This window comes from Streptococcus infantis ATCC 700779 (genome assembly GCF_000187465.1).
Classification (GTDB): domain Bacteria; phylum Bacillota; class Bacilli; order Lactobacillales; family Streptococcaceae; genus Streptococcus; species Streptococcus infantis.
On the sequence record NZ_GL732439.1, the window covers coordinates 1,682,189 to 1,704,988 of the forward strand.

At 40.2% G+C, this 22,800-nt stretch carries 22 protein-coding genes; 18 read left to right on the forward strand and 4 right to left on the reverse strand.

Going from position 1 to position 22,800, the window contains the following annotated elements:
* Nucleotides 1–15: 15 nt before the first annotated feature.
* The 12 genes from cadX to HMPREF9423_RS10700 all read left to right on the forward strand — a co-directional run bounded on the left by cadX (nt 16) and on the right by HMPREF9423_RS10700 (nt 8,339).
* Nucleotides 16–354, forward strand: coding sequence for a Cd(II)/Zn(II)-sensing metalloregulatory transcriptional regulator CadX (gene cadX / locus HMPREF9423_RS10645; RefSeq protein WP_006155878.1), 339 nt, complete (start codon nt 16–18; stop codon nt 352–354).
* 426 nt (nt 355–780) lie between these two features.
* On the forward strand, nt 781–1,020 hold the full coding sequence (locus tag HMPREF9423_RS10650; protein WP_006149342.1) for a GlsB/YeaQ/YmgE family stress response membrane protein: 240 nt from the start codon (nt 781–783) through the stop codon (nt 1,018–1,020).
* Between the two features lie 85 nt (nt 1,021–1,105).
* Nucleotides 1,106–1,669: an alkaline shock response membrane anchor protein AmaP gene (gene amaP, locus HMPREF9423_RS10655; RefSeq protein WP_006149343.1), complete on the forward strand. Its 564-nt coding sequence runs from the start codon at nt 1,106–1,108 to the stop codon at nt 1,667–1,669.
* Between the two features lie 11 nt (nt 1,670–1,680).
* Nucleotides 1,681–1,851, forward strand: coding sequence for a DUF2273 domain-containing protein (locus HMPREF9423_RS12110; protein WP_004250679.1), 171 nt, complete (start codon nt 1,681–1,683; stop codon nt 1,849–1,851).
* A gap of 11 nt (nt 1,852–1,862) precedes the next feature.
* Nucleotides 1,863–2,492 (forward strand): Asp23/Gls24 family envelope stress response protein, encoded by a 630-nt coding sequence (locus HMPREF9423_RS10665; protein WP_006149344.1) that lies wholly within the window; start codon nt 1,863–1,865, stop codon nt 2,490–2,492.
* Between the two features lie 37 nt (nt 2,493–2,529).
* On the forward strand, nt 2,530–2,736 hold the full coding sequence (locus tag HMPREF9423_RS10670) for a CsbD family protein (protein WP_006149345.1): 207 nt from the start codon (nt 2,530–2,532) through the stop codon (nt 2,734–2,736).
* Nucleotides 2,737–3,351: 615 nt separating this feature from the next.
* Entirely contained in the window at nt 3,352–3,984 is a 633-nt protein-coding gene (locus tag HMPREF9423_RS10675; protein ID WP_006149346.1) for a YesL family protein, read from the forward strand.
* A complete protein-coding gene (locus tag HMPREF9423_RS10680) occupies nt 3,962–5,635 on the forward strand; it encodes a sensor histidine kinase (RefSeq protein ID WP_033679358.1) in 1,674 nt (557 codons plus the stop codon). The genes HMPREF9423_RS10675 and HMPREF9423_RS10680 overlap by 23 nt, the downstream gene beginning before the upstream one ends.
* Nucleotides 5,636–5,637: 2 nt before the next feature.
* The gene (locus tag HMPREF9423_RS10685) at nt 5,638–6,924 is read left to right on the forward strand and encodes a response regulator transcription factor (RefSeq protein WP_006149348.1); all 1,287 of its coding nucleotides are present in this window, start codon (nt 5,638–5,640) and stop codon (nt 6,922–6,924) included.
* Nucleotides 6,925–6,985: 61 nt separating this feature from the next.
* Entirely contained in the window at nt 6,986–7,516 is a 531-nt protein-coding gene (locus HMPREF9423_RS10690) for an ABC transporter permease (protein ID WP_006149349.1), read from the forward strand.
* Between the two features lie 76 nt (nt 7,517–7,592).
* Nucleotides 7,593–8,060 carry a class Ib ribonucleoside-diphosphate reductase assembly flavoprotein NrdI gene (nrdI, locus tag HMPREF9423_RS10695; protein WP_006149350.1) on the forward strand — a complete coding sequence of 156 codons (468 nt, stop codon included), beginning with the start codon at nt 7,593–7,595 and terminating at the stop codon, nt 8,058–8,060.
* A 69-nt stretch (nt 8,061–8,129) separates the two neighbouring features.
* Nucleotides 8,130–8,339 (forward strand): hypothetical protein, encoded by a 210-nt coding sequence (locus HMPREF9423_RS10700; RefSeq protein ID WP_004250709.1) that lies wholly within the window; start codon nt 8,130–8,132, stop codon nt 8,337–8,339.
* A gap of 34 nt (nt 8,340–8,373) precedes the next feature.
* On the opposite strand, the gene HMPREF9423_RS10705 is transcribed toward HMPREF9423_RS10700, so the two are convergent.
* Both HMPREF9423_RS10705 and argS read right to left on the reverse strand, forming a co-directional pair.
* Complete coding sequence (locus tag HMPREF9423_RS10705) at nt 8,374–8,622, reverse strand: hypothetical protein (protein WP_006146258.1); 249 nt, start codon at nt 8,620–8,622, stop codon at nt 8,374–8,376.
* Between the two features lie 256 nt (nt 8,623–8,878).
* Nucleotides 8,879–10,570, reverse strand: coding sequence for an arginine--tRNA ligase (gene argS / locus HMPREF9423_RS10710; RefSeq protein WP_006149351.1), 1,692 nt, complete (start codon nt 10,568–10,570; stop codon nt 8,879–8,881).
* 153 nt (nt 10,571–10,723) lie between these two features.
* Here argS and argR point away from each other — a divergent pair, with 153 nt between their 5' ends.
* The gene (argR, locus tag HMPREF9423_RS10715) at nt 10,724–11,170 is read left to right on the forward strand and encodes an arginine repressor (protein WP_004250715.1); all 447 of its coding nucleotides are present in this window, start codon (nt 10,724–10,726) and stop codon (nt 11,168–11,170) included.
* A 46-nt stretch (nt 11,171–11,216) separates the two neighbouring features.
* On the forward strand, nt 11,217–13,751 hold the full coding sequence (gene mutS, locus HMPREF9423_RS10720) for a DNA mismatch repair protein MutS (protein WP_006149352.1): 2,535 nt from the start codon (nt 11,217–11,219) through the stop codon (nt 13,749–13,751).
* Nucleotides 13,752–13,790: 39 nt separating this feature from the next.
* Here mutS and HMPREF9423_RS10725 read toward each other — a convergent pair whose 3' ends face one another.
* Together HMPREF9423_RS10725 and HMPREF9423_RS10730 are read right to left on the reverse strand one after the other, a co-directional pair.
* The gene (locus tag HMPREF9423_RS10725) at nt 13,791–14,249 is read right to left on the reverse strand and encodes a DUF3021 domain-containing protein (RefSeq protein ID WP_006149353.1); all 459 of its coding nucleotides are present in this window, start codon (nt 14,247–14,249) and stop codon (nt 13,791–13,793) included.
* A complete protein-coding gene (locus HMPREF9423_RS10730) occupies nt 14,246–14,686 on the reverse strand; it encodes a LytTR family DNA-binding domain-containing protein (protein ID WP_006155882.1) in 441 nt (146 codons plus the stop codon). Before HMPREF9423_RS10730 ends, HMPREF9423_RS10725 begins: the two co-directional genes overlap by 4 nt.
* A gap of 342 nt (nt 14,687–15,028) precedes the next feature.
* Between HMPREF9423_RS10730 and rpsL the strand changes: the two genes are divergently transcribed.
* From rpsL to HMPREF9423_RS10750, 4 genes are all read left to right on the forward strand, one after another.
* Nucleotides 15,029–15,442 (forward strand): 30S ribosomal protein S12, encoded by a 414-nt coding sequence (gene rpsL, locus HMPREF9423_RS10735; RefSeq protein ID WP_001142332.1) that lies wholly within the window; start codon nt 15,029–15,031, stop codon nt 15,440–15,442.
* A gap of 19 nt (nt 15,443–15,461) precedes the next feature.
* Nucleotides 15,462–15,932 carry a 30S ribosomal protein S7 gene (gene rpsG / locus HMPREF9423_RS10740; RefSeq protein WP_004250722.1) on the forward strand — a complete coding sequence of 157 codons (471 nt, stop codon included), beginning with the start codon at nt 15,462–15,464 and terminating at the stop codon, nt 15,930–15,932.
* Nucleotides 15,933–16,209: 277 nt separating this feature from the next.
* Nucleotides 16,210–18,291, forward strand: coding sequence for an elongation factor G (fusA, locus tag HMPREF9423_RS10745; RefSeq protein ID WP_006155877.1), 2,082 nt, complete (start codon nt 16,210–16,212; stop codon nt 18,289–18,291).
* Between the two features lie 113 nt (nt 18,292–18,404).
* Nucleotides 18,405–22,799: a PolC-type DNA polymerase III gene (locus tag HMPREF9423_RS10750; protein WP_006149358.1), complete on the forward strand. Its 4,395-nt coding sequence runs from the start codon at nt 18,405–18,407 to the stop codon at nt 22,797–22,799.
* Nucleotide 22,800 lies beyond the last annotated feature (1 nt).

Sequence of the window (22,800 nt, forward strand, 5' to 3'; positions counted from 1 at the left end):
TTAGGAGAAAAAATTATGAAAAAAGATAGTATCTGCCAAGTGGATGTTATTAATCAACAAAACGTTACAACCGCAACGAACTACCTTGAAAAGGAAAAAGTCCAAAAATCACTTCGTATTTTATCAAAGTTTACCGATAATAAACAGATAAATATCATCTTTTATCTTCTTGCTGTTGAAGAACTCTGTGTATGTGATATAGCCTGTTTACTAAATCTCAGTGTGGCGTCTGCCTCCCACCATCTTCGTAAACTAGCCAATCAAAACGTCTTGGATACTAGAAGAGAGGGGAAAATTATATATTATTTTATAAAAGATGAGGAAATCAGAGATTTTTTTAATCAACTAGGATAACAACTATTTTTACTACTCTACCATTCACTCTACCTTTTATTATGTAGCATTCTAAAAACATTGATGTACCAACGTTTCTAACAGCTAAAATAGAAATTATTTAATCTTTTTATAGAAGTGAAGTAAGCATTCAATTCGAATCAATACATAAGAAAAACGCTTATTTTAAGCGTTTTTTCTTTTTTCCAATTTCAATGTATTGCAAAAAAATCAACCGAATGACTACATTTTTTGTGAAATAAATTAGATGTTCGGATATAGGGAAAACGCTCTAGTCATATTGTCTAGAGCGTTTTTGTGTTGTTTTAAAAAATAGACATTTTATTAAAGCATATATTCGTGAGCATATAATTTGAGCACGCTCTCATATTTTGATATACTATATTCAACCCAGATATATTGGGGTTATGAAAGGAGGCGCATATTATGTTATGGTCCATTATTGTAGGAGGCTTTATCGGCCTTGCAGCAGGGGCAATCACTAAAAAAGGTGGCTCAATGGGAGTAATTGCTAATATTTTTGCCGGTTTAATCGGTTCATCAGTAGGTCAATCACTCCTTGGTACTTGGGGACCTTCACTAGCTGGTATGGCTATCATTCCATCTATTGTTGGTGCAGTGATTGTAGTTTCTGTGGTATCGTTCTTTTTGGGTAAAAAAGGTTAATTTTTTACTTGAAAGCAGACTATAGCTTTTAATTTATAATGACGGGTAAAGTTATGGTTTGTTGCACTAATTGAAAGGATTTTATATGTCAAAATCAAAGAAAATAGTATTGTTTATTTTCTGTATTTTAATCTTGACAATTTTCCTTCCTATTTTGATAGATTACCACCAGGTTAGTGATTTAGGGATTCAATTGACTAGCTGGCGACAGACATCATTTGAATATTATCTCGCTAGATATGTGTTTTGGGGGCTTCTAGGCCTGTCTATCTTAGTTTTATTATGGATGTTAGTAATCCTGTTTTATCCTAGACAATATCTGGAAATAAAACTTGGAACTAAAGATGATAATTTAAAACTAAAAAATTCAGCTATTGAAGGGTTTGTTCGATGTTTATTGGATGAACACAAGATGGTCAAAAATCCCAAAATTCAGGTACATACTCGGAAAAAGAAATGTTTCGTTTATGTAGAAGGTACAGCTGTTCTTTCAGATAACATTGCTAACAAATTTGAAGTAGTTCAAAACGAAATCACTCAAGGATTGAAAGAATTCTTTGGTATTGATCGAGAGGTTAAACTGGAAGTTTCAGTGAAAGAATATGACCCTCAAAAAGCAGCTAAGAAAATTGTTAGTCGTGTAAAGTAAGGAAGTAAAAAATGGAATGGTTTAAAAAATATCAATACCCAATTCTATGTGGTGTAGTAGGTATTATTCTAGCCTGCTTCATCCTATCCTTCGGTTTCTTTAAAACATTGTTCGTTTTAATCTGTGGAGCCCTAGGAATTTGGTTGGGATACTATGTACAGAAGAATTATTTAAATAAATAAAGGAGTTTCATATGTCAAACGTAGAAAAAAATGTAAATGTAAATACTGAAAAAAAAGATGTTGTTGTTTCTAAAGATGTTCGCGGAGAATTAACTTACGAAGATAAAGTTATTCAAAAAATCATCGGTCTTTCACTAGATAGAGTCCCAGGACTATTACATGTGGACGGCGGATTCTTCTCAAATCTTACAGAAAAAATTGTTAACACTAACGATGTAACACACGGTGTTAACGTTGAAGTTGGTAAAGAACAAGTAGCAGTTGACTTGAACGTTATCGTAGAGTACAGAAAAAATGTTCCAACTCTATACAAGGAAATCAAAGACGTTATCGTATCAGAAGTTGCGAAAATGACTGATCTAGAAGTAGTTGAAGTTAACGTTAATGTTGTTGACATCAAAACTAAAGAACAACATGAAGCAGACTCAGTTAGCCTTCAAGATCGTGTAACTGACGTGGCAGAATCAACAGGCGAGTTTGCGTCAGAACAATTGTCTAGAGTGAAATCTGGTATCGGTTCAGGTGTCGCAGCAGCACAAGAAAAGCTTGGCGAAGGCGCTGAATTCGTTCAAGAAAAAGTTGGCCAAGGCGTTGAAACTGTTAAAGACGCTGCAGCCAAAGCAGAACCACGTGTTCACTAATTACTAATTTAGAAAAAAATAAAAGGAGGACATACTTATGTCTACAGAAGAAAAATTCAACCAAGCAGCAGGATCTGTTAAAGAAGGCGTTGGCAAATTGATCGGCGACAAAGAACTTGAAAGCGAAGGAGCTGCTGAAAAAGTTGCTTCTAAAGTGAAAGAAGTCGCTGAAGATGCAAAAGACGCTATTGAAGGCGCTGTTGAAGGTGTTAAAAACATCTTTAAAAAAGACGACGCTAAATAATAAAATTTAGGTAATCTTGCTATTTTCCTTGAAAACACTCCCTAACCGGGGGTGTTTTTGTTATTCGTTTTTATCAATGCACGTTTTATAGAGAAAAAAAGAATACAGGACAAAGAAATTCCTGTATTCTTAAAATAACTTAGAACAGAAATGATAATGAAATGACTAATAAGATTATAGAACAAATTATTTTTACGATTTTTAAATGTTGTTGTTTGAACAATTTATCAGAGAAAAGAGTCAATACAAGCACAATACAAAACAAAGTAGTTCTTAAAATTTGAGTATTCATGGTTCATACCCCTTTCGTTATTTTGTTGATCCAGTAAATAAGTTGAATAGTAATTATCTAATTTTCAAACATATCCATCTGCCCTGGTAAAGCCTTTGTTCTTTGATTATTAATCGGTATCTCTTTCTATCTTTATTATAGCACAAACATCATTGTTAAACCAATAAATGTAATTTTTTATAGTTTGGTGTTTGTACACTTTTAACAAGGATGGCCCCTACTCCAAGCTTACTTCTAAAAAAGTAATGAGTTAAATTCTCTTGCCCTTTTTACTGCTTCTGTTTTTGAGAGCGCTTGAAATATGTTATAATAAAACTAGATTAATGTATAGGAGGCAAACCGTGGGAAATTTCATTGAGCTAGTCTTTCATCGTTTCTTTTTGGGGATGATTGCGACTGCTTATTTTTGGTTATTGACACTAGCAGGAGGAGTGGTCTTCGGTATAGCACCCGCTAGTGCAACTCTCATGAGTTTATTTGCTGAAAACGGCTATTCTTACCGTGCTTATCGTTTTAAGGAAGCATGGGCTTTATTTAAGAGCAATTTTGTCAAAAGTAATCTCAGTTTCTACACCTTTATAGGGATTGACTTCATCTTGATTTATGGCTTGTATCTGATGATTCAGTTGCCAAACCAGACCATTATCCACTTGGCAGCAACATTTCTAAATATCTTTTTAGTAGCCTTGGTATTTTTGGCCTATACGGTATCTTTAAAGTTACAGGTTTACTTTGAATTATCCTATAAAAACACCTTAAAGCTTGCCTTTATCGGAATTTTTATGAGTTTATCAGCAGTGGCCAAGGTTCTATTTGGTAGCGTCTTGTTAGCCATTATCGGTTTCTATATGCCAGCCCTCATTGCTTTTGTAGGTATTGGAATGTGGCATTTCTTTATTAGTGATTTATTGGAGCCTGTTTATGAAAGTATTCATGAAAAATTGGCAACCAAATAAGACCAAACAATTCCGCCTCCACTCACTCCTAAGAATCTATAGTCTGGTGATGATTATCATCATTTCCTGCTTTGCTCTCTTGATTTCTTATGCAGACTGGGATATGCGTGAAAGGGAAGCCAATCGTGTCGGTCAGCGTGTTCTCGCTCGAACAGTTGATGAAGTTGAATACTACTATCGGGAGTCAACTCGCCTAGCCCAGAGTTTAGTAGATAATCAAGCTCGGATTGAAGGAATTTACAAGTATTTTAGCCTCAGTACGCCGGATTATTTTTACTGGCAGTTAGAGCGCAAGGCGTCACCCTATATTTCCGTTTCTATTTATGAAAATATCGATGATATTTACGTGCGAAACGATTTTGTAACAGGTATTTCGATTGTTCTACAGGATTCAACGGACGTATTTGTTTCCAAAAGAGGAAACAGAGGTGGACAGAAAATTCCAGCTGAGAGCTTTAAACCGGATGCTAATAGTTTTGCGGTTCCAGTGTCTGATCCCATCTCGGACCAGGCTCTTGGAGTCATTTATATTTCCGTAGAACCAGAATTCCTCTATAAAGCGATTGACAACACTAGGGGAACAATTCCTGTAGCAGTAACTGTCATTGCACCATATGAAACAGATATGTTCTATATTGGAGCGAAGGGAACGAATGAGTCTTGGTTGGTAGGAACAACTGCCCATGGTTATCAAGTTCGAGTAGCTGTACCAAAGGATTATGTTTGGAGTGGGACTTTAGCGAGTTCGGCACTTATTTTAGGTTTGAGCGCCCTCTTTATCATCATTTTATATATGACCTTAAGAAGGACTTTTTCTGACTATCAAAGTCAGGTTGTGGACTTGGTGGACTCTATCCAAGCCATTACTAAGGGAGAGCAGACCAAGAGAATCGACACAGATAAAAAGGACCAGGAACTGCTACTAATTGCTGAGTCGACAAATGATATGTTGGATCGACTAGAAAGTAATATTCACGATATTTATCAACTGGAACTCAATCAAAAAGATGCCAACATGCGAGCCTTACAAGCTCAAATTAATCCGCATTTCATGTACAATACTCTGGAATTTTTGCGGATGTACGCGGTGATGGAAAATCAAAATGAACTAGCAGATATCATCTATGAGTTCAGTAGTCTCCTGCGCAATAATATCTCTGACGAGCGAGAAACGACCCTCAAACAAGAAGTGGAGTTTTGTCGGAAGTACAGTTATCTCTGTATGGTTCGCTATCCAAAATCCATTGCCTATGGATTTAAGATTGACCCTGAATTGGAAGCAATGCGTATTCCAAAGTTCACCCTCCAACCGTTAGTGGAAAATTATTTTGCCCATGGAGTTGATCACAGAAGAACAGATAATGTTATCAGTATCAAGGCTTTGAAAAAAGATGGCTATGTTGAAATCTTAGTAACCGATAATGGCCGTGGGATGTCTGCTGAAAAACTAGCAGAAATTCAAGCTAAATTGGCTCAAAGAACCTTTGAACACACAGCAGATTATAAGGGGCAACAACAGTCTATTGGGATTGTTAATATTCACGAACGCTTTGTGCTCTACTTTGGAGATCGCTATAACATCGATGTAGAATCAGCTGAACAAAAAGGTGTTCAATATAGAATCACCATTCAGGATGAAGAGAAAGGATAAACATGTATAAAGTACTATTAGTTGACGATGAGTACATGATTACAGAAGGACTTAAGCGTTTGATCCCTTTTGAAAAATGGGATATGGAAGTCGTCGCAACAGCCAATCATGCTGACGACGCTTTGGACTATGTTCGAGAACATCCCGTAGATATCGTCATTTCTGATGTCAACATGCCTGGCAAGACAGGACTTGAAATGATTGGGGAAATGAAGGAACTCTTGCCAGAGGCTTACTATATTCTTCTTTCCGGCTATCAAGAATTTGAATATGTCAAGAAAGCCATGAACCTCAATGTTGTAGATTATCTTGTCAAACCAGTTGATAAGGTTGAACTGGAGCATTTACTTGAGAAAATCCTTGGTCAGCTTCGTGAGAAAGTGCATGAACCAGAAATGTTGAGCCAAAAGTTAGACGACGAAGCATTTAAAGCACACCTGTCTCAAAAAGAAAACTGGTGGATTGGACTCTCCCAAGAGAAACAAGGGGATTTTGTCATTCCTTACTATGTTTTAGGTCAGGACTGGCAGATTGTGATTGCAGCTCAGAAATTCGTCGGTTTACTCGTTATGCCTTTTGAGTTACCTTATCAGGCCAACTTTGAAAAATGGAAATTTGACGTTGAAAAAGCCCTCTTCTATGGAACTGTAAACCTCGATCAATCTGAAAGTCTCTTCTCTTATTATGAACCCATCTATCGGGTGATTATCCAAGGAAATCTTCAGCAGATTATCGAAGAGTTGAATTTGCTTGAGAAGATTGTGTTAGAAAATACACCGAGGGTGTCCATTACCAAGCAACTCTTTACTCAGTTTGTGATGGATGTCTTCCACCTCTTTGAACATCTGAAAGCAGATGATATGACAGATATTGTCAAAAGAATTCATGCCATCACAAACTTTGAAGATTTAGTGGCTTATACCAAGGAAACTTTGACGTCCTTCTTTGGCCAATACCGCATGAATGAGAATGTTGTCAGTGTACTCGAAGTCATTGGTAGAGACTATAAAAAAGAACTTTCTCTCAAGGATATCAGCAAGGATCTTTTTATCAATCCTGTGTATTTAGGTCAGTTAATCAAGAAGGAAACCAATTCAACCTTTGCTGAGCTTCTCAATAAGCAACGGATTAAGGCTGCCCAGCAACTTTTACTATCAACCAATGATAGTATTGAGGATATTTGCTATACGGTTGGTTATAGTAATGTAGGGTATTTCTACAAGGTCTTTCGAAAACTATGTGGAAAGTCTCCGAAGGCCTACCGCAAGCAGATTGAAGTCACCCTCTAACTTTTGTTATCCATCTTAAAATATGCTATAATAAATTCAAAAATATGAGGAGGTTGCTTTTATGAAAAAGAAACCAATCTATCTATGGGTATTATTAGTCTTATCAGCGATTAATTCAGCCTTGGCAGTAGTTGGAATATTCACTCCAGTACCTAGTAAGGACGCCCTTCGTGCTAGCCAAGAAAATGTTGGGACACTTAGTGCTCAACAAATAGAAGATGCTGTTAACTATGCCCACCAAGTGTCAGAGTCATCCCACTCTATTTTTAACACGATACTCATTATTCTATCTGCTATCCTAGTTGTAGTAGCCTTTGTTTTCTTAATTCGTAAGAACCTGCAGTTGGCGAACTACACTTATGTTGGATATGCCTTGCTAGCTATTGTTGGACTAGTCCATGATAATATGAATTTACAAGATGCTATGCAATTGATTAAAGATGACACCCTACGTTTAGGAATGGAAGTCATGTCAAAAGTAACCACTATCATATTCATCGTCATCAATGTTATCTTTTTGGGAATCGTCTTCTATAAAATATGGCGTCAGCAAAAAGAATTAACAGAACCTCAAGAGGAAGAACTCGCCTAAGAGTTGACAAAGGATAACTATCAAGATACAATCTTGGTAGTTATTTTTTTTGGATTCGAGAAAGAGGGAGGAAAAGATGAAAAAAATTTCCTTAGTTTATATCAGTCTAAGCGGCAACACGGAGAGTTTTGTAACACGTTTGAAAGCTTATTTGTTGGAGCAGTATGAGAACATTGAAGTAGAAAAAATTCATATTAAAGACTTGGTCAAGGAAGGAGAAGACTTCTTTGAGATGACCAACCCGTATGTGGCTTTTCTACCGACTTACCTCGAAGGTGGCAATGGAGTTGACAATGGAGATGTGGAAATCTTGACCACTCCAGTAGGTGACTTTATCGCATATGGTGATAATGCTAGCAAGTGTTTTGGTGTCGTAGGATCGGGTAACCGCAATTTTAACAACCAATACTGTTTGACCGCCAAACAATATAGCCAGCGCTTTGGTTTTCCAGTCCTAGCTGACTTTGAAATGCGTGGTATGCTAGGAGATATCAAAAAGGTTGCTGGGATTATTGCAGAGCTTTATGAACTTGAATCCTTGTAAGAGGATAGAGTTGCTGGGCTAGATTTTATCCCATGGATCATAGAAGTATTTCAAAAGAGAACAGTTCAAATGAGTAAATTACAGAGATCATTTTTAAAGTATATAAAACGCAAACCAAGCTTCAAGGATATTATGCTATGCAGTGCCTTGCTACTATTAGCGATTGCTCTGCTACTGTTCTCTGAGAAAATTTTTGATGAAAATGTAGCACCAGTTGGAACCATGGTATCCTTAGGGATTGTTATCCTGGTAGGAATCTTAGCTGTCAGAAATAAATAAAAAGACTCGAGAAATGTCATCTCGAGTCTTTTTGTTAGTTGCGAATTTCGTCAACGATTTCTTTTGAAATGGGAATTCCTAAACGGTAACCTTTATTCACGTAATCAATGACATCATTGATATTTTCTATCGTTTGGATTTTTTCTTTGATAGTTGCACGAAAATCTTGATCTTTCAATAGTTGGTCCTGAAGCAGTCTTTGAAGTTTCTCTTTTTCATATTTGTTGACAAGAAAGAGAAAAAGAAGACTGATAACAACTAAGATATAAGCATACTGGCTCATAAAAATTCTCCCTAGGTGATAAAGAAGTAAGTGGTTAGAGAAAAACGAATATCCTTCGCCTCTCGAGTGATAATACTGTAAGCGGCTAGCATCTAACAATTAGGAATTTTAGTTACAGTAACTTGAAGATTACGACGTCTTTCGGTAGAAATCGATAATATTTCTATCGAAAGACTAGTGAGGCGCCTAGCCAAAGTCCGAATAGGATTTGGCGTTAGTTACTTAGATTGCTTTGCAATCAAGTAACTTTGGCGAGTTACATCTTCTCTGGCGCCTCTACACCCAACAGACGAAGGGCTTCTTTGAGGACTACTGCTGTTGCATAGCTAAGGGCTAGGCGACTGTCACGTTCTGGACTTTCATCTAAGATACGAGTGTGGGCATAGTATTTGTTAAAGGCTTGCGCTAAGCTGATTGCAAATTTAGCGATGATAGAAGGTTCGTAATTATCAGCTGCACGTTTAATAATACGTGGGAAGTCTTGGATGAGCTTGATGATTTCCCAGCTTTCAGCATCGTTCAAGCTATAGTTGGCACCTGCTTCAGGTTTGAAATCGGCTTTACGCAAGATCGATTGGATACGAGCGTAGGCATATTGAACATAAGGGCCAGTCTCCCCTTCGAAGGATACCATAGCTTCAAGGTCGAAGTCATATCCATTTGTACGGTCAGTTTTAAGGTCATAGAATTTAATGGCCCCAACTCCAACAGCATGAGCGACCTGGTCTTTGTTTTCAAGTTCAGGATTTTTGGCTTCGATCTGCGCTTTAGCACGGCTGATGGCTTCTGCTACAGTTGGTTCTAGCAAGATAACATTCCCTTTACGAGTAGAAAGTTTTTTCCCTTCTTTTGTAACCAAGCCAAACGGAACATGGACAATATCTTGGCTCCAATCGTAACCCATTTCTTGCAAGACAGCCTTGAGTTGTTTGAAGTGAGCAGATTGTTCTTGACCGACTACATAGATAGAATTGGCAAATTGGTACTCGTTTTTACGGTAAAGGGCAGCGGCCAAGTCACGTGTGATATAGAGGGTTGCACCGTCAGATTTTTTGATAAGAGCTGGGTGTTCAATTCCATATTTTTCAAGATTAACAACTTGAGCACCTTCTGATTCGACTAATAGTCCTTTTTCAGAAAGGATGTCTACAACTGCATCCATTTTATCATTGTAGAAAGCTTCTCCGTTATAGCTGTCGAATTCAACTTGAAGCTCATTGTAGAGACGGTTAAATTCTACCAAGCTTTCATCGCGGAACCATTGCCAAAGAGCGAGAGCTTCCTCATCGCCGTTTTCAAGCTTGCGGAACCATTCGCGTGCTTCTTCATCCAAGCTTGGATCGTTCTCAGCTTCAGCATTGATGCGGACATAGAGCTTGAGGAGTTCATCGATTGGATGAGCTTTGACAGCTTCTTCGTTACCCCATTTCTTGTAGGCAACAATCAACATCCCAAACTGTTTGCCCCAGTCTCCCAAATGGTTGACCTTGACAGTTTTATAGCCGATTTTTTGGAAGATATGTGACAAGCTGTCTCCGATAACTGTTGAACGAAGGTGACCGATTGAAAATGGTTTAGCGATATTAGGGCTAGACATGTCAATAACGACATTTTCTTGATTGCCAATCTCTTGGTCAGCGTAGTGCTCTTTTTCAGTGATAACGTTTTGTAGAACTTGACCAGAAATGGCAGCCTTATCAAGGAAGAAGTTGACGTAAGGACCTGTTGCTACAACCTTTTCAAAGGCTTGACTATTGATCTTTTCAGCGATGTCAGCAGCAATCATTTGAGGAGCTTTACGTTCAACCTTTGCCAATGAGAAGGCGGGGAAGGCGATGTCTCCCATATCTGAGTTTTTAGGTGTTTCTAGTAAATTTAAAATAGCCTCTTGGTCCAGGCTATCAATGACACTAGCCAACTCGCTAGCAATCAATTCTTTTGTATTCATTTAAGGCTCCTTTAGGGCTTTTCTACTATTTTATCACAATTTACTACATTTTTTTTGAAAGAAGAGATATTTTTTGAAATATCCAGTTTTTTTGATATAATGTTCTTACTAAAAAAATGAAAAATGTAATAAATATGCAATCGAAAGGATCTTATGAGAAAAAGAGAACGTCATCAGCTCATCAAGCGAATGATTACAGAAGAAAAACTAGGAACTCAAAAGGAAATTCAAGATCGATTGGAAGCCTGTGATGTCTTTGTGACACAAACGACATTATCCCGTGATTTGCGAGAGCTTGGCTTAACCAAAGTTAAGAAAAACGATGTTGTTTACTATGTGCTAGCAAATGAGACAGAGAAGATTGATCTGGTCGAATTCCTTTCACATCACTTAGAGGGTGTTGCAAGAGCCGAATTCACTTTGGTTCTCCACACTAAACTTGGAGAAGCATCCGTTTTAGCCAATGTAGTAGATTCAAATAAAGATGGGTGGATCTTAGGTACTGTTGCCGGAGCGAATACCTTGTTGGTTATCTGTAAAGATCAACATGCAGCTAAAGTCATGGAAGAACGCTTGCTAGAGTTAATGGAAGATAGATAAGGTCTTGAGAGCTTCTCTCAGGACTGTTTTTACAAGGAGAGAGTAAATGACTACTGAAAAATTATCACCTGGTATGCAACAGTATGTGGATATCAAAAAACAATATCCAGATGCTTTTTTGCTTTTTCGTATGGGTGATTTTTATGAGTTGTTTTATGAGGATGCAGTCAATGCTGCACAGATACTAGAAATCTCACTGACCAGTCGCAATAAAAATGCTGAAAATCCGATTCCTATGGCTGGAGTTCCTTATCATTCTGCCCAACAGTATATAGATGTCCTCGTTGAGCGTGGCTACAAGGTTGCCATCGCTGAACAGATGGAAGACCCTAAGCAAGCTGTTGGTGTCGTTAAGCGCGAGGTTGTTCAGGTCATTACACCAGGAACAGTGGTTGATAGTAGTAAGCCAGATAGTCACAATAACTTTTTAGTGGCTATTGATCGTGAAGGTTCCCAGTATGGACTAGCCTATATGGACCTGGTGACAGGTGATTTCTATGTAACGGGATTATCAGATTTCTCTCTAGTCTGTGGTGAAATCCGTAACCTAAAGGCCAGAGAAGTGGTGATTGGTTACGACTTGTCTGAAGCGGAAGAACAGATTCTCAGTCGTCAAATGAATCTAGTGCTTTCCTATGAACAAGAAACATATGAAGATGTTCATCTGTTGGATTCAAGATTGGCAACTGTTGAAGGAGCAGCTAGTGGGAAACTTCTTCAGTATGTCCATCGGACGCAGATGAGAGAGTTGAATCACTTAAAACCTGTTATTCGTTATGAAATCAAAGATTTCTTGCAGATGGATTTTGCGACCAAGGCTAGTCTTGATTTGGTTGAAAATGCTCGCTCAGGTAAGAAACAAGGGAGCCTGTTCTGGTTGCTAGATGAGACTAAAACTGCAATGGGTATGCGTCTCTTACGTTCCTGGATTCAACGCCCCTTAATTGATTTAGATCGTATCATAGAACGTCAGGAGGTTGTGCAAGTCTTTCTGGATTATTTCTTTGAGCGCAGTGACTTAACGGAAAGCCTTAAGGGAGTCTACGATATCGAACGTCTGGCTAGCCGAGTATCTTTTGGGAAAAGTAATCCTAAAGATCTCTTGCAATTAGCGACTACCTTGGGAAGTGTTCCACGAATTCGCGCCATTTTAGAAGGAATGGAGCAACCAGCTCTAGCTTATCTGATTGAACAACTAGATGCTATCCCAGAGTTGGAAAATCTCATTAGTGCAGCCATTGCCCCAGAGGCCCCCCACGTGATTACCGAAGGTGGTATTATCCGAACGGGCTTTGATGAGACCTTGGATAAATACCGTCGTGTGCTGAGAGAAGGGACCAGCTGGATTGCTGAGATTGAAGCCAAGGAAAGAGAAAACTCTGGCATCAATACTCTCAAGATTGACTACAATAAAAAAGACGGCTACTATTTCCATGTAACCAACTCGCAGCTAGGTAACGTACCAGCCCACTTTTTCCGTAAGGCTACGCTGAAAAACTCTGAGCGATTTGGGACAGAGGAATTGGCGCGTATCGAGGGAGAAATGTTAGAGGCGCGTGAGAAATCAGCAAACTTAGAGTACGAAATCTTTATGCGGATCCGTGAGGAGGTTGGGAAGTATATCCAACGCCTGCAAGCCCTAGCTCAAGGAATCGCTACTGTCGATGTCTTACAAGGCTTAGCAGTGGTAGCAGAAAATCAACACCTGATTCGTCCAGAGTTTGGGCAAGAGTCGCGGATTGATATCCAGAATGGTCGTCACGCAGTTGTTGAAAAGGTCATGGGAGCTCAGACCTATATTCCCAATAGTATCCAGATGGATGAAGATACTAGCATTCAACTAATTACAGGTCCGAACATGAGTGGGAAGTCAACCTACATGCGTCAACTAGCCATTACAGCGGTTATGGCTCAGATGGGTTCTTATGTCCCTGCAGAAAGTGCTCAACTGCCAATTTTTGATGCGATTTTTACACGTATCGGAGCGGCAGATGACTTGGTTTCAGGTCAGTCCACCTTTATGGTAGAGATGATGGAAGCTAATAATGCCATTAGTCATGCGACAAAGGATTCATTGATTCTTTTTGATGAGCTTGGTCGAGGAACCGCAACTTATGATGGTATGGCTCTAGCCCAGTCTATTATCGAGTATATCCATGAGCATATTGGTGCCAAGACTCTCTTTGCCACGCACTACCATGAATTAACCAGTCTGGAAGCTAGTCTTGAACATCTAGTAAATGTACACGTGGCTACGCTTGAGCAAAATGGTCAGGTCACTTTCCTTCATAAGATTGAACCAGGTCCAGCAGACAAATCGTACGGTATTCACGTTGCTAAGATTGCAGGATTGCCAGCAGACTTGCTAAAAAGAGCGGATGCGATTCTAACTCAACTAGAGAGTCAAGGCCAGGAAAATCCAATTTCTATCAATCAAAGGAATGTTGTCAATGAGCAAATGTCTCTCTTTGATGAAAAAGAAGAAAATCCTATCCTAGCAGAGTTGGCCCAAGTAGATGTGTACAATATGACACCGATGCAAGCCATGAATCTCTTATTAGAGCTAAAACAAAAATTATAAGCAAAAACCCACTCCGTTTTGTGAGTGGGTTTTTAGGTCTTATTTTTTCTGAGCTAATAGTTGGTTGATGTGGGCAACCTTCTTTGATTCTCTTTTGTAGAGAATCGTCCAGATGATGAGGTAGACGATGGCAAACTCTGGGATGAGTTGAAGGATGAAAGTCCAGTGAAGAGGGAACCAGCCTGCTAGGATTGCTAAAGGTACAAAGCCTAGTAGCATGAGGAAGAAGTGAGTGACAGTCGCACGAAGAAGACTCCAATCTTGAGCGAATAGACGGCTACCAAAACTAAAGAGTACTCCAATAGCTGACCAGATAAGCAGACAGTAAAGTAAGACGAGTGATCCATGCACCTGATGTTGGGTCGTGAATTGCCCAATTAAAGAGTTGGGGCTGAGAGGTGCGTAGTTACTTGGTGAGTGGATAAAAGAAAAGATAATAGATAGGATGAGGCCGATGAGGATACCAGTTGTGGCATCGTGAAATACTTGTTTTTTCATAGTTCTAATTTCTCCTTAATAGTTTTGAGGTAACGGCGAGATGAGTAGGTGAAACTTTCGTTTTTTAAATAGATTTCAATCAAGCCGTTAGAGGTTAGTTTTAGATGACTAATTGCATCAATGTTGACAATTTCCGATTGGGAAATTTGGATAAAGGAAGCAGGTAAAATTTCAATTGCTTGGTAAAGACGAATGTCAAGTGCATAGGTTTGGCTATCCGTTTCGGCCAGAACCTTACGATTTTCAATGTATACACGCTGAATCTTGCTAATCTGAATCAAGTAGACCTGGTCTTGAAATTTTCCTTTGATGGTTTCTTTTTGATCCAGGGATTGTACAAAGTCCTGAACCTTTTGAATTTTTGAAGACAAGGCAGGTGCTTCTATGATGATTTGCTCTTCGGTGTATTGTTGATCAATATCAAGTCTGAGTTTCATAATTTCTCCTTTATAAAGTTGTAATAGAGATCTCTTGCTTACAAATCTATTAAACACCATTTTGTCGACAAATACAAGAAGGTCTGTCTATGTGGTCGGTTGAAGAGTCTATCTGGTAGGTGACCGTTTTCAAAGAGATTTTAGAGCAAAGAAGTCAAAAAATAAGAAGAAATATATTGACAAAAATAGAAAAAACGTGGTACAATGTTAGACGGTACTTTTTACTTTTGGTCTCTCAAGAGTGTACAGGGACGTGCTGACAAATGTTGCAAAAGTACACACAGATGATAGCTGTCACCAAGTGTATCATCACCAAAAATAAAAAAACACAGGAGAATGTAGATGCCTACAATTAACCAATTGGTTCGCAAACCGCGTAAATCAAAAGTAGAAAAATCTAAATCACCAGCTTTGAACGTTGGTTACAACAGTCATAAAAAAGTTCAAACAAACGTTTCTTCACCACAAAAACGTGGTGTAGCAACTCGTGTTGGAACTATGACACCTAAAAAACCTAACTCTGCCCTTCGTAAATTTGCTCGTGTACGTTTGAGCAACCTTATCGAAGTTACTGCTTACATCCCAGGTATCGGACACAACTTGCAAGAGCACAGCGTGGTGCTTCTTCGTGGTGGACGTGTAAAAGACCTTCCAGGGGTACGTTACCATATCGTCCGTGGTGCACTTGATACTGCAGGTGTTAACGATCGTAAACAAGGCCGTTCTAAATACGGTACTAAACGTCCAAAAGCATAAGGAAAGGGGATAAAGAGAAATGAGTCGTAAAAATAGAGCTCCAAAACGTGAAGTATTGCCAGATCCGCTTTACAATTCACAATTAGTTACTCGTCTTATCAACCGCGTTATGCTTGATGGTAAACGTGGTACAGCTGCTTCAATCGTTTACGGTGCTTTTGAGCAAATCAAAGAAGCTACTGGTAACGATGCACTTGAAGTATTTGAAACAGCTATGGAAAACATCATGCCTGTACTTGAAGTACGTGCACGTCGTGTTGGTGGATCTAACTACCAAGTCCCAGTTGAAGTTCGTCCAGAACGTCGTACAACACTTGGACTTCGTTGGTTGGTAACAATCGCTCGCCTTCGTGGTGAACACACAATGCAAGACCGTCTTGCAAAAGAAATCTTGGATGCTGCTAACAACACTGGTGCAGCAGTTAAGAAACGTGAAGACACTCACCGTATGGCTGAAGCTAACCGTGCCTTCGCACACTTCCGTTGGTAAGAAAATGATGCTAGGAACGGTAAGGATGCAAGGTGAAAATAGGAAACTGACGCAGTATTCGACGAATACAAGGAAGTTTATCTTTTTCACACAGTATCCCGTTCCGGCTCAAATCGGCTAACTAACTTTAGCCCGAGTACAATTCAACTTCCCATCTCACAAGTTGAAACCAACTAAACAAGATAAACATTGAGAACGGGTGGGTCCTGCCTATCCGTTTTTATTGAAATCGTGTTATAATATAATAGAAATAAAAAATATAGGAGAAACAAACCTCATGGCACGCGAATTTTCACTTGAAAAAACTCGTAATATCGGTATCATGGCCCACGTCGATGCTGGTAAAACAACTACAACTGAGCGTATTCTTTACTACACTGGTAAAATCCACAAAATCGGTGAAACTCACGAAGGTGCGTCTCAAATGGACTGGATGGAGCAAGAGCAAGAACGTGGTATCACTATCACATCTGCTGCGACAACAGCTCAATGGAACAACCACCGCGTAAACATCATCGACACACCTGGACACGTGGACTTCACAATCGAAGTACAACGTTCTCTTCGTGTATTGGATGGTGCGGTTACAGTTCTTGACTCACAATCAGGTGTTGAGCCTCAAACTGAAACAGTTTGGCGTCAAGCAACTGAGTACGGAGTTCCACGTATCGTATTTGCCAACAAAATGGACAAAATCGGTGCTGACTTCCTTTACTCAGTAAGCACACTTCACGATCGTCTTCAAGCAAACGCACACCCAATTCAATTGCCAATCGGTTCTGAAGATGACTTCCGTGGAATCATCGACTTGATCAAGATGAAAGCTGAAATCTATACTAACGACCTTGGTACAGATATCCTTGAAGAAGATATTCCAGCTGAATACCTTGACCAAGCTCAAGAGTACCGTGAAAAATTGATCGAAGCAGTTGCTGAAACTGACGAAGAATTGATGATGAAATACCTCGAAGGTGAAGAAATCACTAACGAAGAATTGAAAGCTGGTATCCGTAAAGCGACTATCAACGTTGAATTCTTCCCAGTATTGTGTGGTTCTGCCTTCAAAAACAAAGGTGTTCAATTGATGCTTGATGCGGTTATCGACTACCTTCCAAGCCCACTTGATATCCCTGCGATCAAAGGTATCAACCCAGATACAGATGAAGAAGAAACTCGTCCAGCATCTGATGAAGAGCCATTTGCAGCTCTTGCCTTCAAGATCATGACTGACCCATTCGTAGGTCGTTTGACATTCTTCCGTGTTTACTCAGGTGTTCTTCAATCGGGTTCATACGTATTGAACACTTCTAAAGGTAAACGTGAACGTATCGGACGTATCCTTCAAATGCACGCTAACAGCCGTCAAGAAATCGATACTGTTTACTCAGGTGATATCGCTGCTGCCGTTGGTTTGAAAGACACTACAACTGGTGACTCATTGACAGATGAAAAAGCGAAAATCATCCTTGAGTCAATCAACGTTCCAGAACCAGTTATCCAATTGATGGTTGAACCAAAATCTAAAGCAGACCAAGACAAGATGGGTATCGCCCTTCAAAAATTGGCTGAAGAAGATCCAACATTCCGCGTTGAAACTAACGTTGAAACTGGTGAAACAGTTATCTCTGGTATGGGTGAGCTTCACCTTGACGTCCTTGTTGACCGTATGCGTCGTGAGTTCAAAGTTGAAGCGAACGTAGGTGCTCCTCAAGTATCTTACCGTGAAACATTCCGCGCTTCTACTCAAGCACGTGGATTCTTCAAACGTCAGTCTGGTGGTAAAGGTCAATTCGGTGATGTATGGATTGAATTTACTCCAAACGAAGAAGGTAAAGGATTCGAATTCGAAAACGCAATCGTCGGTGGTGTGGTTCCTCGTGAATTTATCCCAGCGGTTGAAAAAGGTTTGGTAGAATCTATGGCTAACGGTGTTCTTGCTGGTTACCCAATGGTTGACGTTAAAGCTAAGCTTTACGATGGTTCATACCACGATGTCGACTCATCTGAAACTGCCTTCAAGATCGCTGCATCTCTTGCACTTAAAGAAGCTGCTAAGACTGCACAACCAGCTATCCTTGAACCAATGATGCTTGTAACAATCACTGTTCCAGAAGAAAACCTTGGTGATGTTATGGGTCACGTAACTGCTCGTCGTGGGCGTGTAGATGGTATGGAAGCTCACGGTAACAGCCAAATCGTTCGTGCTTACGTTCCACTTGCTGAAATGTTTGGTTACGCAACAGTTCTTCGTTCTGCATCACAAGGACGTGGTACCTTCATGATGGTATTCGACCACTACGAAGATGTACCTAAGTCAGTACAAGAAGAAATCATTAAGAAAAACAAAGGTGAAGAATAATTCACCGTCACTTTAAAAGAAGTCACTTTGTGGCTTCTTTTTCTGTTTGGTAGAAATAGCTAAAATTGCTTCAAATATGGTAAAATAGAAGGAGTATATTGTGAGGAAAATGGATGTCAACCACTTTTGAAATTTTAATGAATCAGTTGGGTATCCCCGCTGAGATAAGAAATCATGAGGCCTTCTCCCAGGCTGAAATTGAACAAGTTATTGTACACAAACAAAGTAACATTTGGGAGTTTCGTTTTGTCTTTGAGAATATCCTCCCCTTTGAACTCTTTTTAGCATTGAAGAAGGGATTGAAAGAAGAATTTTCAAAAACGGGAAATCAAGCGACTTTCGAGATTAAAACGAAAGATCAAGATTTTTCAAGAGAGCTTTTACAGGCCTACTATCGGGAGGCTTTTTCAGATGGCCCTTGTTCTAGTCAAGGCTTTCGGACCATGTATCAGGATTTTCAGATTCGATTTGAAAATGATCAATTGATTATTGAGGCCTCTGAAGCAGCAGATACAGAGCATTTTAGAAAAAACCATTTACCAAATCTTAGCAAACAACTTGAGCTCTTTGGTTTTCCTAAGTTTACATGCCATTTAGAGAAAAATGAAGATTTGACAAAGGAAGAGCAGGAAGCTTTCCATTCGGAAAATCAAATGATTGTTCAGGCTGCAAATGAAGAGACTCTTCGAGCTATGGAACAGTTAGAACAGATGGCACCGCCTCTTCCAGTTGAGGACAAGCCTGTCTTTGATTTCCAAGCCAAGAAGGCAGCTGCTAAGCCTAAACTCGATAAGGCAGAGGTAACTCCAATGATTGAGGTCAATACCGAAGAAAATCGACTGGTTTTTGAAGGGGTTGTCTTTGATGTGGAGCATAAAGTGACTAGAACGGGTCGTGTCTTGATTAATTTTAAGATGACGGACTATACGTCTAGTTTCTCCATGCAAAAATGGGTCCGAAACGAAGAAGAAACTCAGAAGTTTGACATCATTAAGAAAAATTCCTGGCTCCGTGTTCGTGGAAATGTCGAGGTCAATAATTTCACACGAGATTTGACCATGAATGTGCAAGATGTGCAGGAAGTAGTCCACTATGAACGTAAGGACTTGATGCCAGAAGGTGAGCGTCGCGTTGAGTTTCATGCCCATACCAATATGTCGACTATGGATGCTCTTCCTGAGGTTGAGGAAATCGTTGGAACAGCAGCAAAATGGGGCCACAAATCAGTGGCAATCACAGACCACGGCAATGTTCAGTCTTTCCCTCACGGTTATAAGGCGGCCAAGAAAGCTGGGATTCAGCTCATTTATGGAATGGAAGCAAATATCGTTGAGGATCGTGTTCCTATCGTCTATAACGAAGTGGAGATGGATCTTTCTGAAGCTACCTATGTAGTCTTTGACGTGGAAACGACTGGTCTATCTGCTATCTATAATGATCTGATTCAGGTAGCAGCTTCCAAGATGTATAAGGGCAATATCATCGCTGAGTTTGATGAATTTATCAATCCAGGACATCCCTTATCAGCCTTTACTACGGAATTGACAGGGATTACCGATGACCATGTGAAAAATGCTAAACCCTTGGTTCAAGTTCTGAAAGAATTCCAAGAATTCTGTAAAGATACCGTTCTTGTAGCCCATAATGCAAGCTTTGACGTTGGTTTTATGAATGCCAACTATGAGCGTCACGGTCTTCCAAAAATTACTCAACCTGTCATCGATACGCTAGAATTTGCTAGAAATCTCTATCCTGAGTACAAACGACATGGTTTGGGACCTTTGACCAAACGTTTTGGTGTAGCTCTAGAACACCACCATATGGCCAACTATGATGCGGAAGCAACTGGCCGTCTGCTCTTTATCTTTATCAAAGAAGTAGCAGAAAAACACGGTGTGACGGACTTAGCACGATTAAACCTTGATTTAATCAGTCCAGATTCATATAAAAAAGCTCGAGTCAAGCATGCGACAATCTATGTGAAAAATCAAGTGGGCTTGAAAAATATCTTTAAGCTGGTTTCCCTCTCTAATACCCAGTATTTTGAAGGAGTTCCACGGATTCCACGTACGGTACTGGATGCCCATCGAGAAGGTTTGATCTTGGGCTCAGCCTGTACGGAAGGGGAAGTTTTTGATGCAGTCGTGTCACAAGGAGTAGATGCGGCAGTCGAAGTAGCCAAATACTATGATTTTATCGAGGTTATGCCACCAGCTATCTATGCACCTCTGATTGCCAAAGAGCAGGTTAAGGACATGGAGGAGCTTCAGACCATTATCAAGAGCTTGATTGAGGTCGGAGACCGTCTCGGGAAGCCTGTTCTTGCGACAGGAAATGTCCACTACATCGAGCCTGAGGATGAAATCTACCGTGAAATCATCGTGCGAAGTCTAGGTCAGGGTGCCATGATTAACCGAACTATCGGCCATGGAGAAGCTGCCCAACCAGCTCCACTACCCAAGGCACATTTTAGAACAACCAATGAAATGTTGGACGAATTTGCCTTTCTAGGAGAAGATTTGGCTCGTAAGATTGTCATTGAAAATACCAATGCCTTGGCAGAAATCTTTGAGCCTGTTGAGGTCGTTAAAGGCGACTTGTATACACCTTTTATTGACAAGGCTGAAGAAACGGTCGCCGAGTTAACCTATAAAAAAGCTTTTGAAATCTATGGAAATCCACTCCCAGATATCGTTGATTTACGGATTGAAAAAGAACTGACCTCAATCTTGGGGAATGGATTTGCCGTGATTTATCTGGCTTCGCAAATGCTAGTGCAGCGCTCCAATGAACGGGGTTACTTGGTTGGTTCTCGTGGGTCTGTTGGATCCAGTTTTGTTGCGACCATGATTGGGATCACTGAGGTTAATCCTCTCTCTCCTCATTATGTCTGTGGTCAGTGTCAGTACAGTGAATTTATCACAGATGGTTCCTACGGTTCAGGATTTGATATGCCAAATAAAGACTGTCCAAACTGTGGCCACAAGCTCAGCAAAAATGGCCAGGATATTCCTTTTGAAACCTTCCTTGGTTTTGATGGGGATAAGGTACCTGATATCGATTTGAACTTCTCAGGTGAAGACCAGCCTAGCGCCCACTTGGATGTGCGCGATATCTTTGGTGAAGAATATGCCTTCCGTGCAGGAACGGTTGGAACGGTGGCTGCTAAGACCGCCTATGGATTTGTTAAGGGTTACGAGCGTGACTATGGCAAGCTTTACCGTGAGGCTGAAGTAGAGCGCCTAGCCCAAGGAGCTGCCGGTGTCAAACGTACGACCGGTCAGCACCCAGGGGGAATCGTAGTTATTCCTAACTATATGGATGTCTATGACTTTACTCCAGTGCAGTATCCTGCAGATGATGTAACTGCTGAATGGCAGACCACTCACTTTAACTTCCACGATATCGATGAGAACGTCCTCAAACTCGATGTCCTGGGACACGATGATCCGACCATGATTCGCAAGCTCCAGGACTTGTCAGGCATTGATCCAAATGATATTCCTATGGATGATCCTGGTGTCATGGACCTTTTCTCAGGTACAGATATCCTTGGAGTGACCCCTGATCAAATCGGGACTTCAACTGGTATGCTTGGTATTCCAGAGTTTGGTACTAACTTTGTTCGAGGGATGGTGGATGAAACCCATCCGACGACCTTTGCGGAGTTGCTTCAGCTTTCTGGTCTGTCTCACGGTACCGACGTTTGGTTGGGAAATGCCCAAGATTTGATTAAGGCTGGAATAGCGGACCTATCAACCGTTATCGGATGTCGGGATGACATCATGGTTTACCTCATGCACGCAGGTTTAGATCCTAAGATGGCCTTTACCATCATGGAGCGAGTGCGTAAGGGATTGTGGCTTAAAATCTCAGAAGAAGAGCGCAATGGTTATATCGAAGCCATGAAGGCCAATAATGTGCCTGAGTGGTATATCGAATCTTGTGGAAAAATCAAGTACATGTTCCCTAAAGCCCATGCGGCAGCCTACGTTATGATGGCCCTTCGTGTGGCTTACTTCAAGGTTCACCACCCGATTTATTATTATTGTGCTTACTTCTCCATCCGTGCCAAGGCCTTTGATATCAAGACCATGGGTGCAGGCTTGGATGCTATCAAACGTAAGATGCAAGAAATTGCTGAAAAACGCAAGAACAATGAAGCTTCTAATGTAGAAATTGACCTTTACACAACACTTGAAATCGTCAATGAGATGTGGGAACGTGGCTTCAAATTTGGGAAATTGGACCTCTATCGCAGTGATGCAATTGAATTCATCATCGATGGAGACACCCTTATCCCACCATTTGTTGCTATGGATGGACTGGGAGAGAACGTTGCCAAGCAACTGGTTCGTGCCCGTCAAGAGGGAGAATTCCTCTCTAAAACTGAATTGCGCAAGCGTGGAGGACTTTCCTCAACCTTGGTTGAAAAAATGGATGAAATGGGCATTCTCGGCAATATGCCAGAGGACAATCAGTTGAGTTTGTTTGATGATTTGTTTTAAA

Coding starts and splice junctions, on each gene's coding strand:
- rpsL (WP_001142332.1), top strand. CDS start 15,029: ATGCCTACAATTAACCAATTGGTTCGCAAACCGCGTAAATCAAAAGTA.
- HMPREF9423_RS10750 (WP_006149358.1), top strand. CDS start 18,405: ATGTCAACCACTTTTGAAATTTTAATGAATCAGTTGGGTATCCCCGCT.
- HMPREF9423_RS12110 (WP_004250679.1), top strand. CDS start 1,681: ATGGAATGGTTTAAAAAATATCAATACCCAATTCTATGTGGTGTAGTA.
- rpsG (WP_004250722.1), top strand. CDS start 15,462: ATGAGTCGTAAAAATAGAGCTCCAAAACGTGAAGTATTGCCAGATCCG.
- HMPREF9423_RS10705 (WP_006146258.1), bottom strand. CDS start 8,622: ATGAGCCAGTATGCTTATATCTTAGTTGTTATCAGTCTTCTTTTTCTC.
- fusA (WP_006155877.1), top strand. CDS start 16,210: ATGGCACGCGAATTTTCACTTGAAAAAACTCGTAATATCGGTATCATG.
- HMPREF9423_RS10650 (WP_006149342.1), top strand. CDS start 781: ATGTTATGGTCCATTATTGTAGGAGGCTTTATCGGCCTTGCAGCAGGG.
- cadX (WP_006155878.1), top strand. CDS start 16: ATGAAAAAAGATAGTATCTGCCAAGTGGATGTTATTAATCAACAAAAC.
- HMPREF9423_RS10685 (WP_006149348.1), top strand. CDS start 5,638: ATGTATAAAGTACTATTAGTTGACGATGAGTACATGATTACAGAAGGA.
- amaP (WP_006149343.1), top strand. CDS start 1,106: ATGTCAAAATCAAAGAAAATAGTATTGTTTATTTTCTGTATTTTAATC.
- nrdI (WP_006149350.1), top strand. CDS start 7,593: ATGAAAAAAATTTCCTTAGTTTATATCAGTCTAAGCGGCAACACGGAG.
- HMPREF9423_RS10730 (WP_006155882.1), bottom strand. CDS start 14,686: ATGAAACTCAGACTTGATATTGATCAACAATACACCGAAGAGCAAATC.
- mutS (WP_006149352.1), top strand. CDS start 11,217: ATGACTACTGAAAAATTATCACCTGGTATGCAACAGTATGTGGATATC.
- HMPREF9423_RS10675 (WP_006149346.1), top strand. CDS start 3,352: ATGTATAGGAGGCAAACCGTGGGAAATTTCATTGAGCTAGTCTTTCAT.
- argS (WP_006149351.1), bottom strand. CDS start 10,570: ATGAATACAAAAGAATTGATTGCTAGCGAGTTGGCTAGTGTCATTGAT.
- HMPREF9423_RS10665 (WP_006149344.1), top strand. CDS start 1,863: ATGTCAAACGTAGAAAAAAATGTAAATGTAAATACTGAAAAAAAAGAT.
- HMPREF9423_RS10725 (WP_006149353.1), bottom strand. CDS start 14,249: ATGAAAAAACAAGTATTTCACGATGCCACAACTGGTATCCTCATCGGC.
- HMPREF9423_RS10670 (WP_006149345.1), top strand. CDS start 2,530: ATGTCTACAGAAGAAAAATTCAACCAAGCAGCAGGATCTGTTAAAGAA.
- HMPREF9423_RS10700 (WP_004250709.1), top strand. CDS start 8,130: ATGAGTAAATTACAGAGATCATTTTTAAAGTATATAAAACGCAAACCA.
- HMPREF9423_RS10690 (WP_006149349.1), top strand. CDS start 6,986: ATGAAAAAGAAACCAATCTATCTATGGGTATTATTAGTCTTATCAGCG.
- HMPREF9423_RS10680 (WP_033679358.1), top strand. CDS start 3,962: ATGAAAAATTGGCAACCAAATAAGACCAAACAATTCCGCCTCCACTCA.
- argR (WP_004250715.1), top strand. CDS start 10,724: ATGAGAAAAAGAGAACGTCATCAGCTCATCAAGCGAATGATTACAGAA.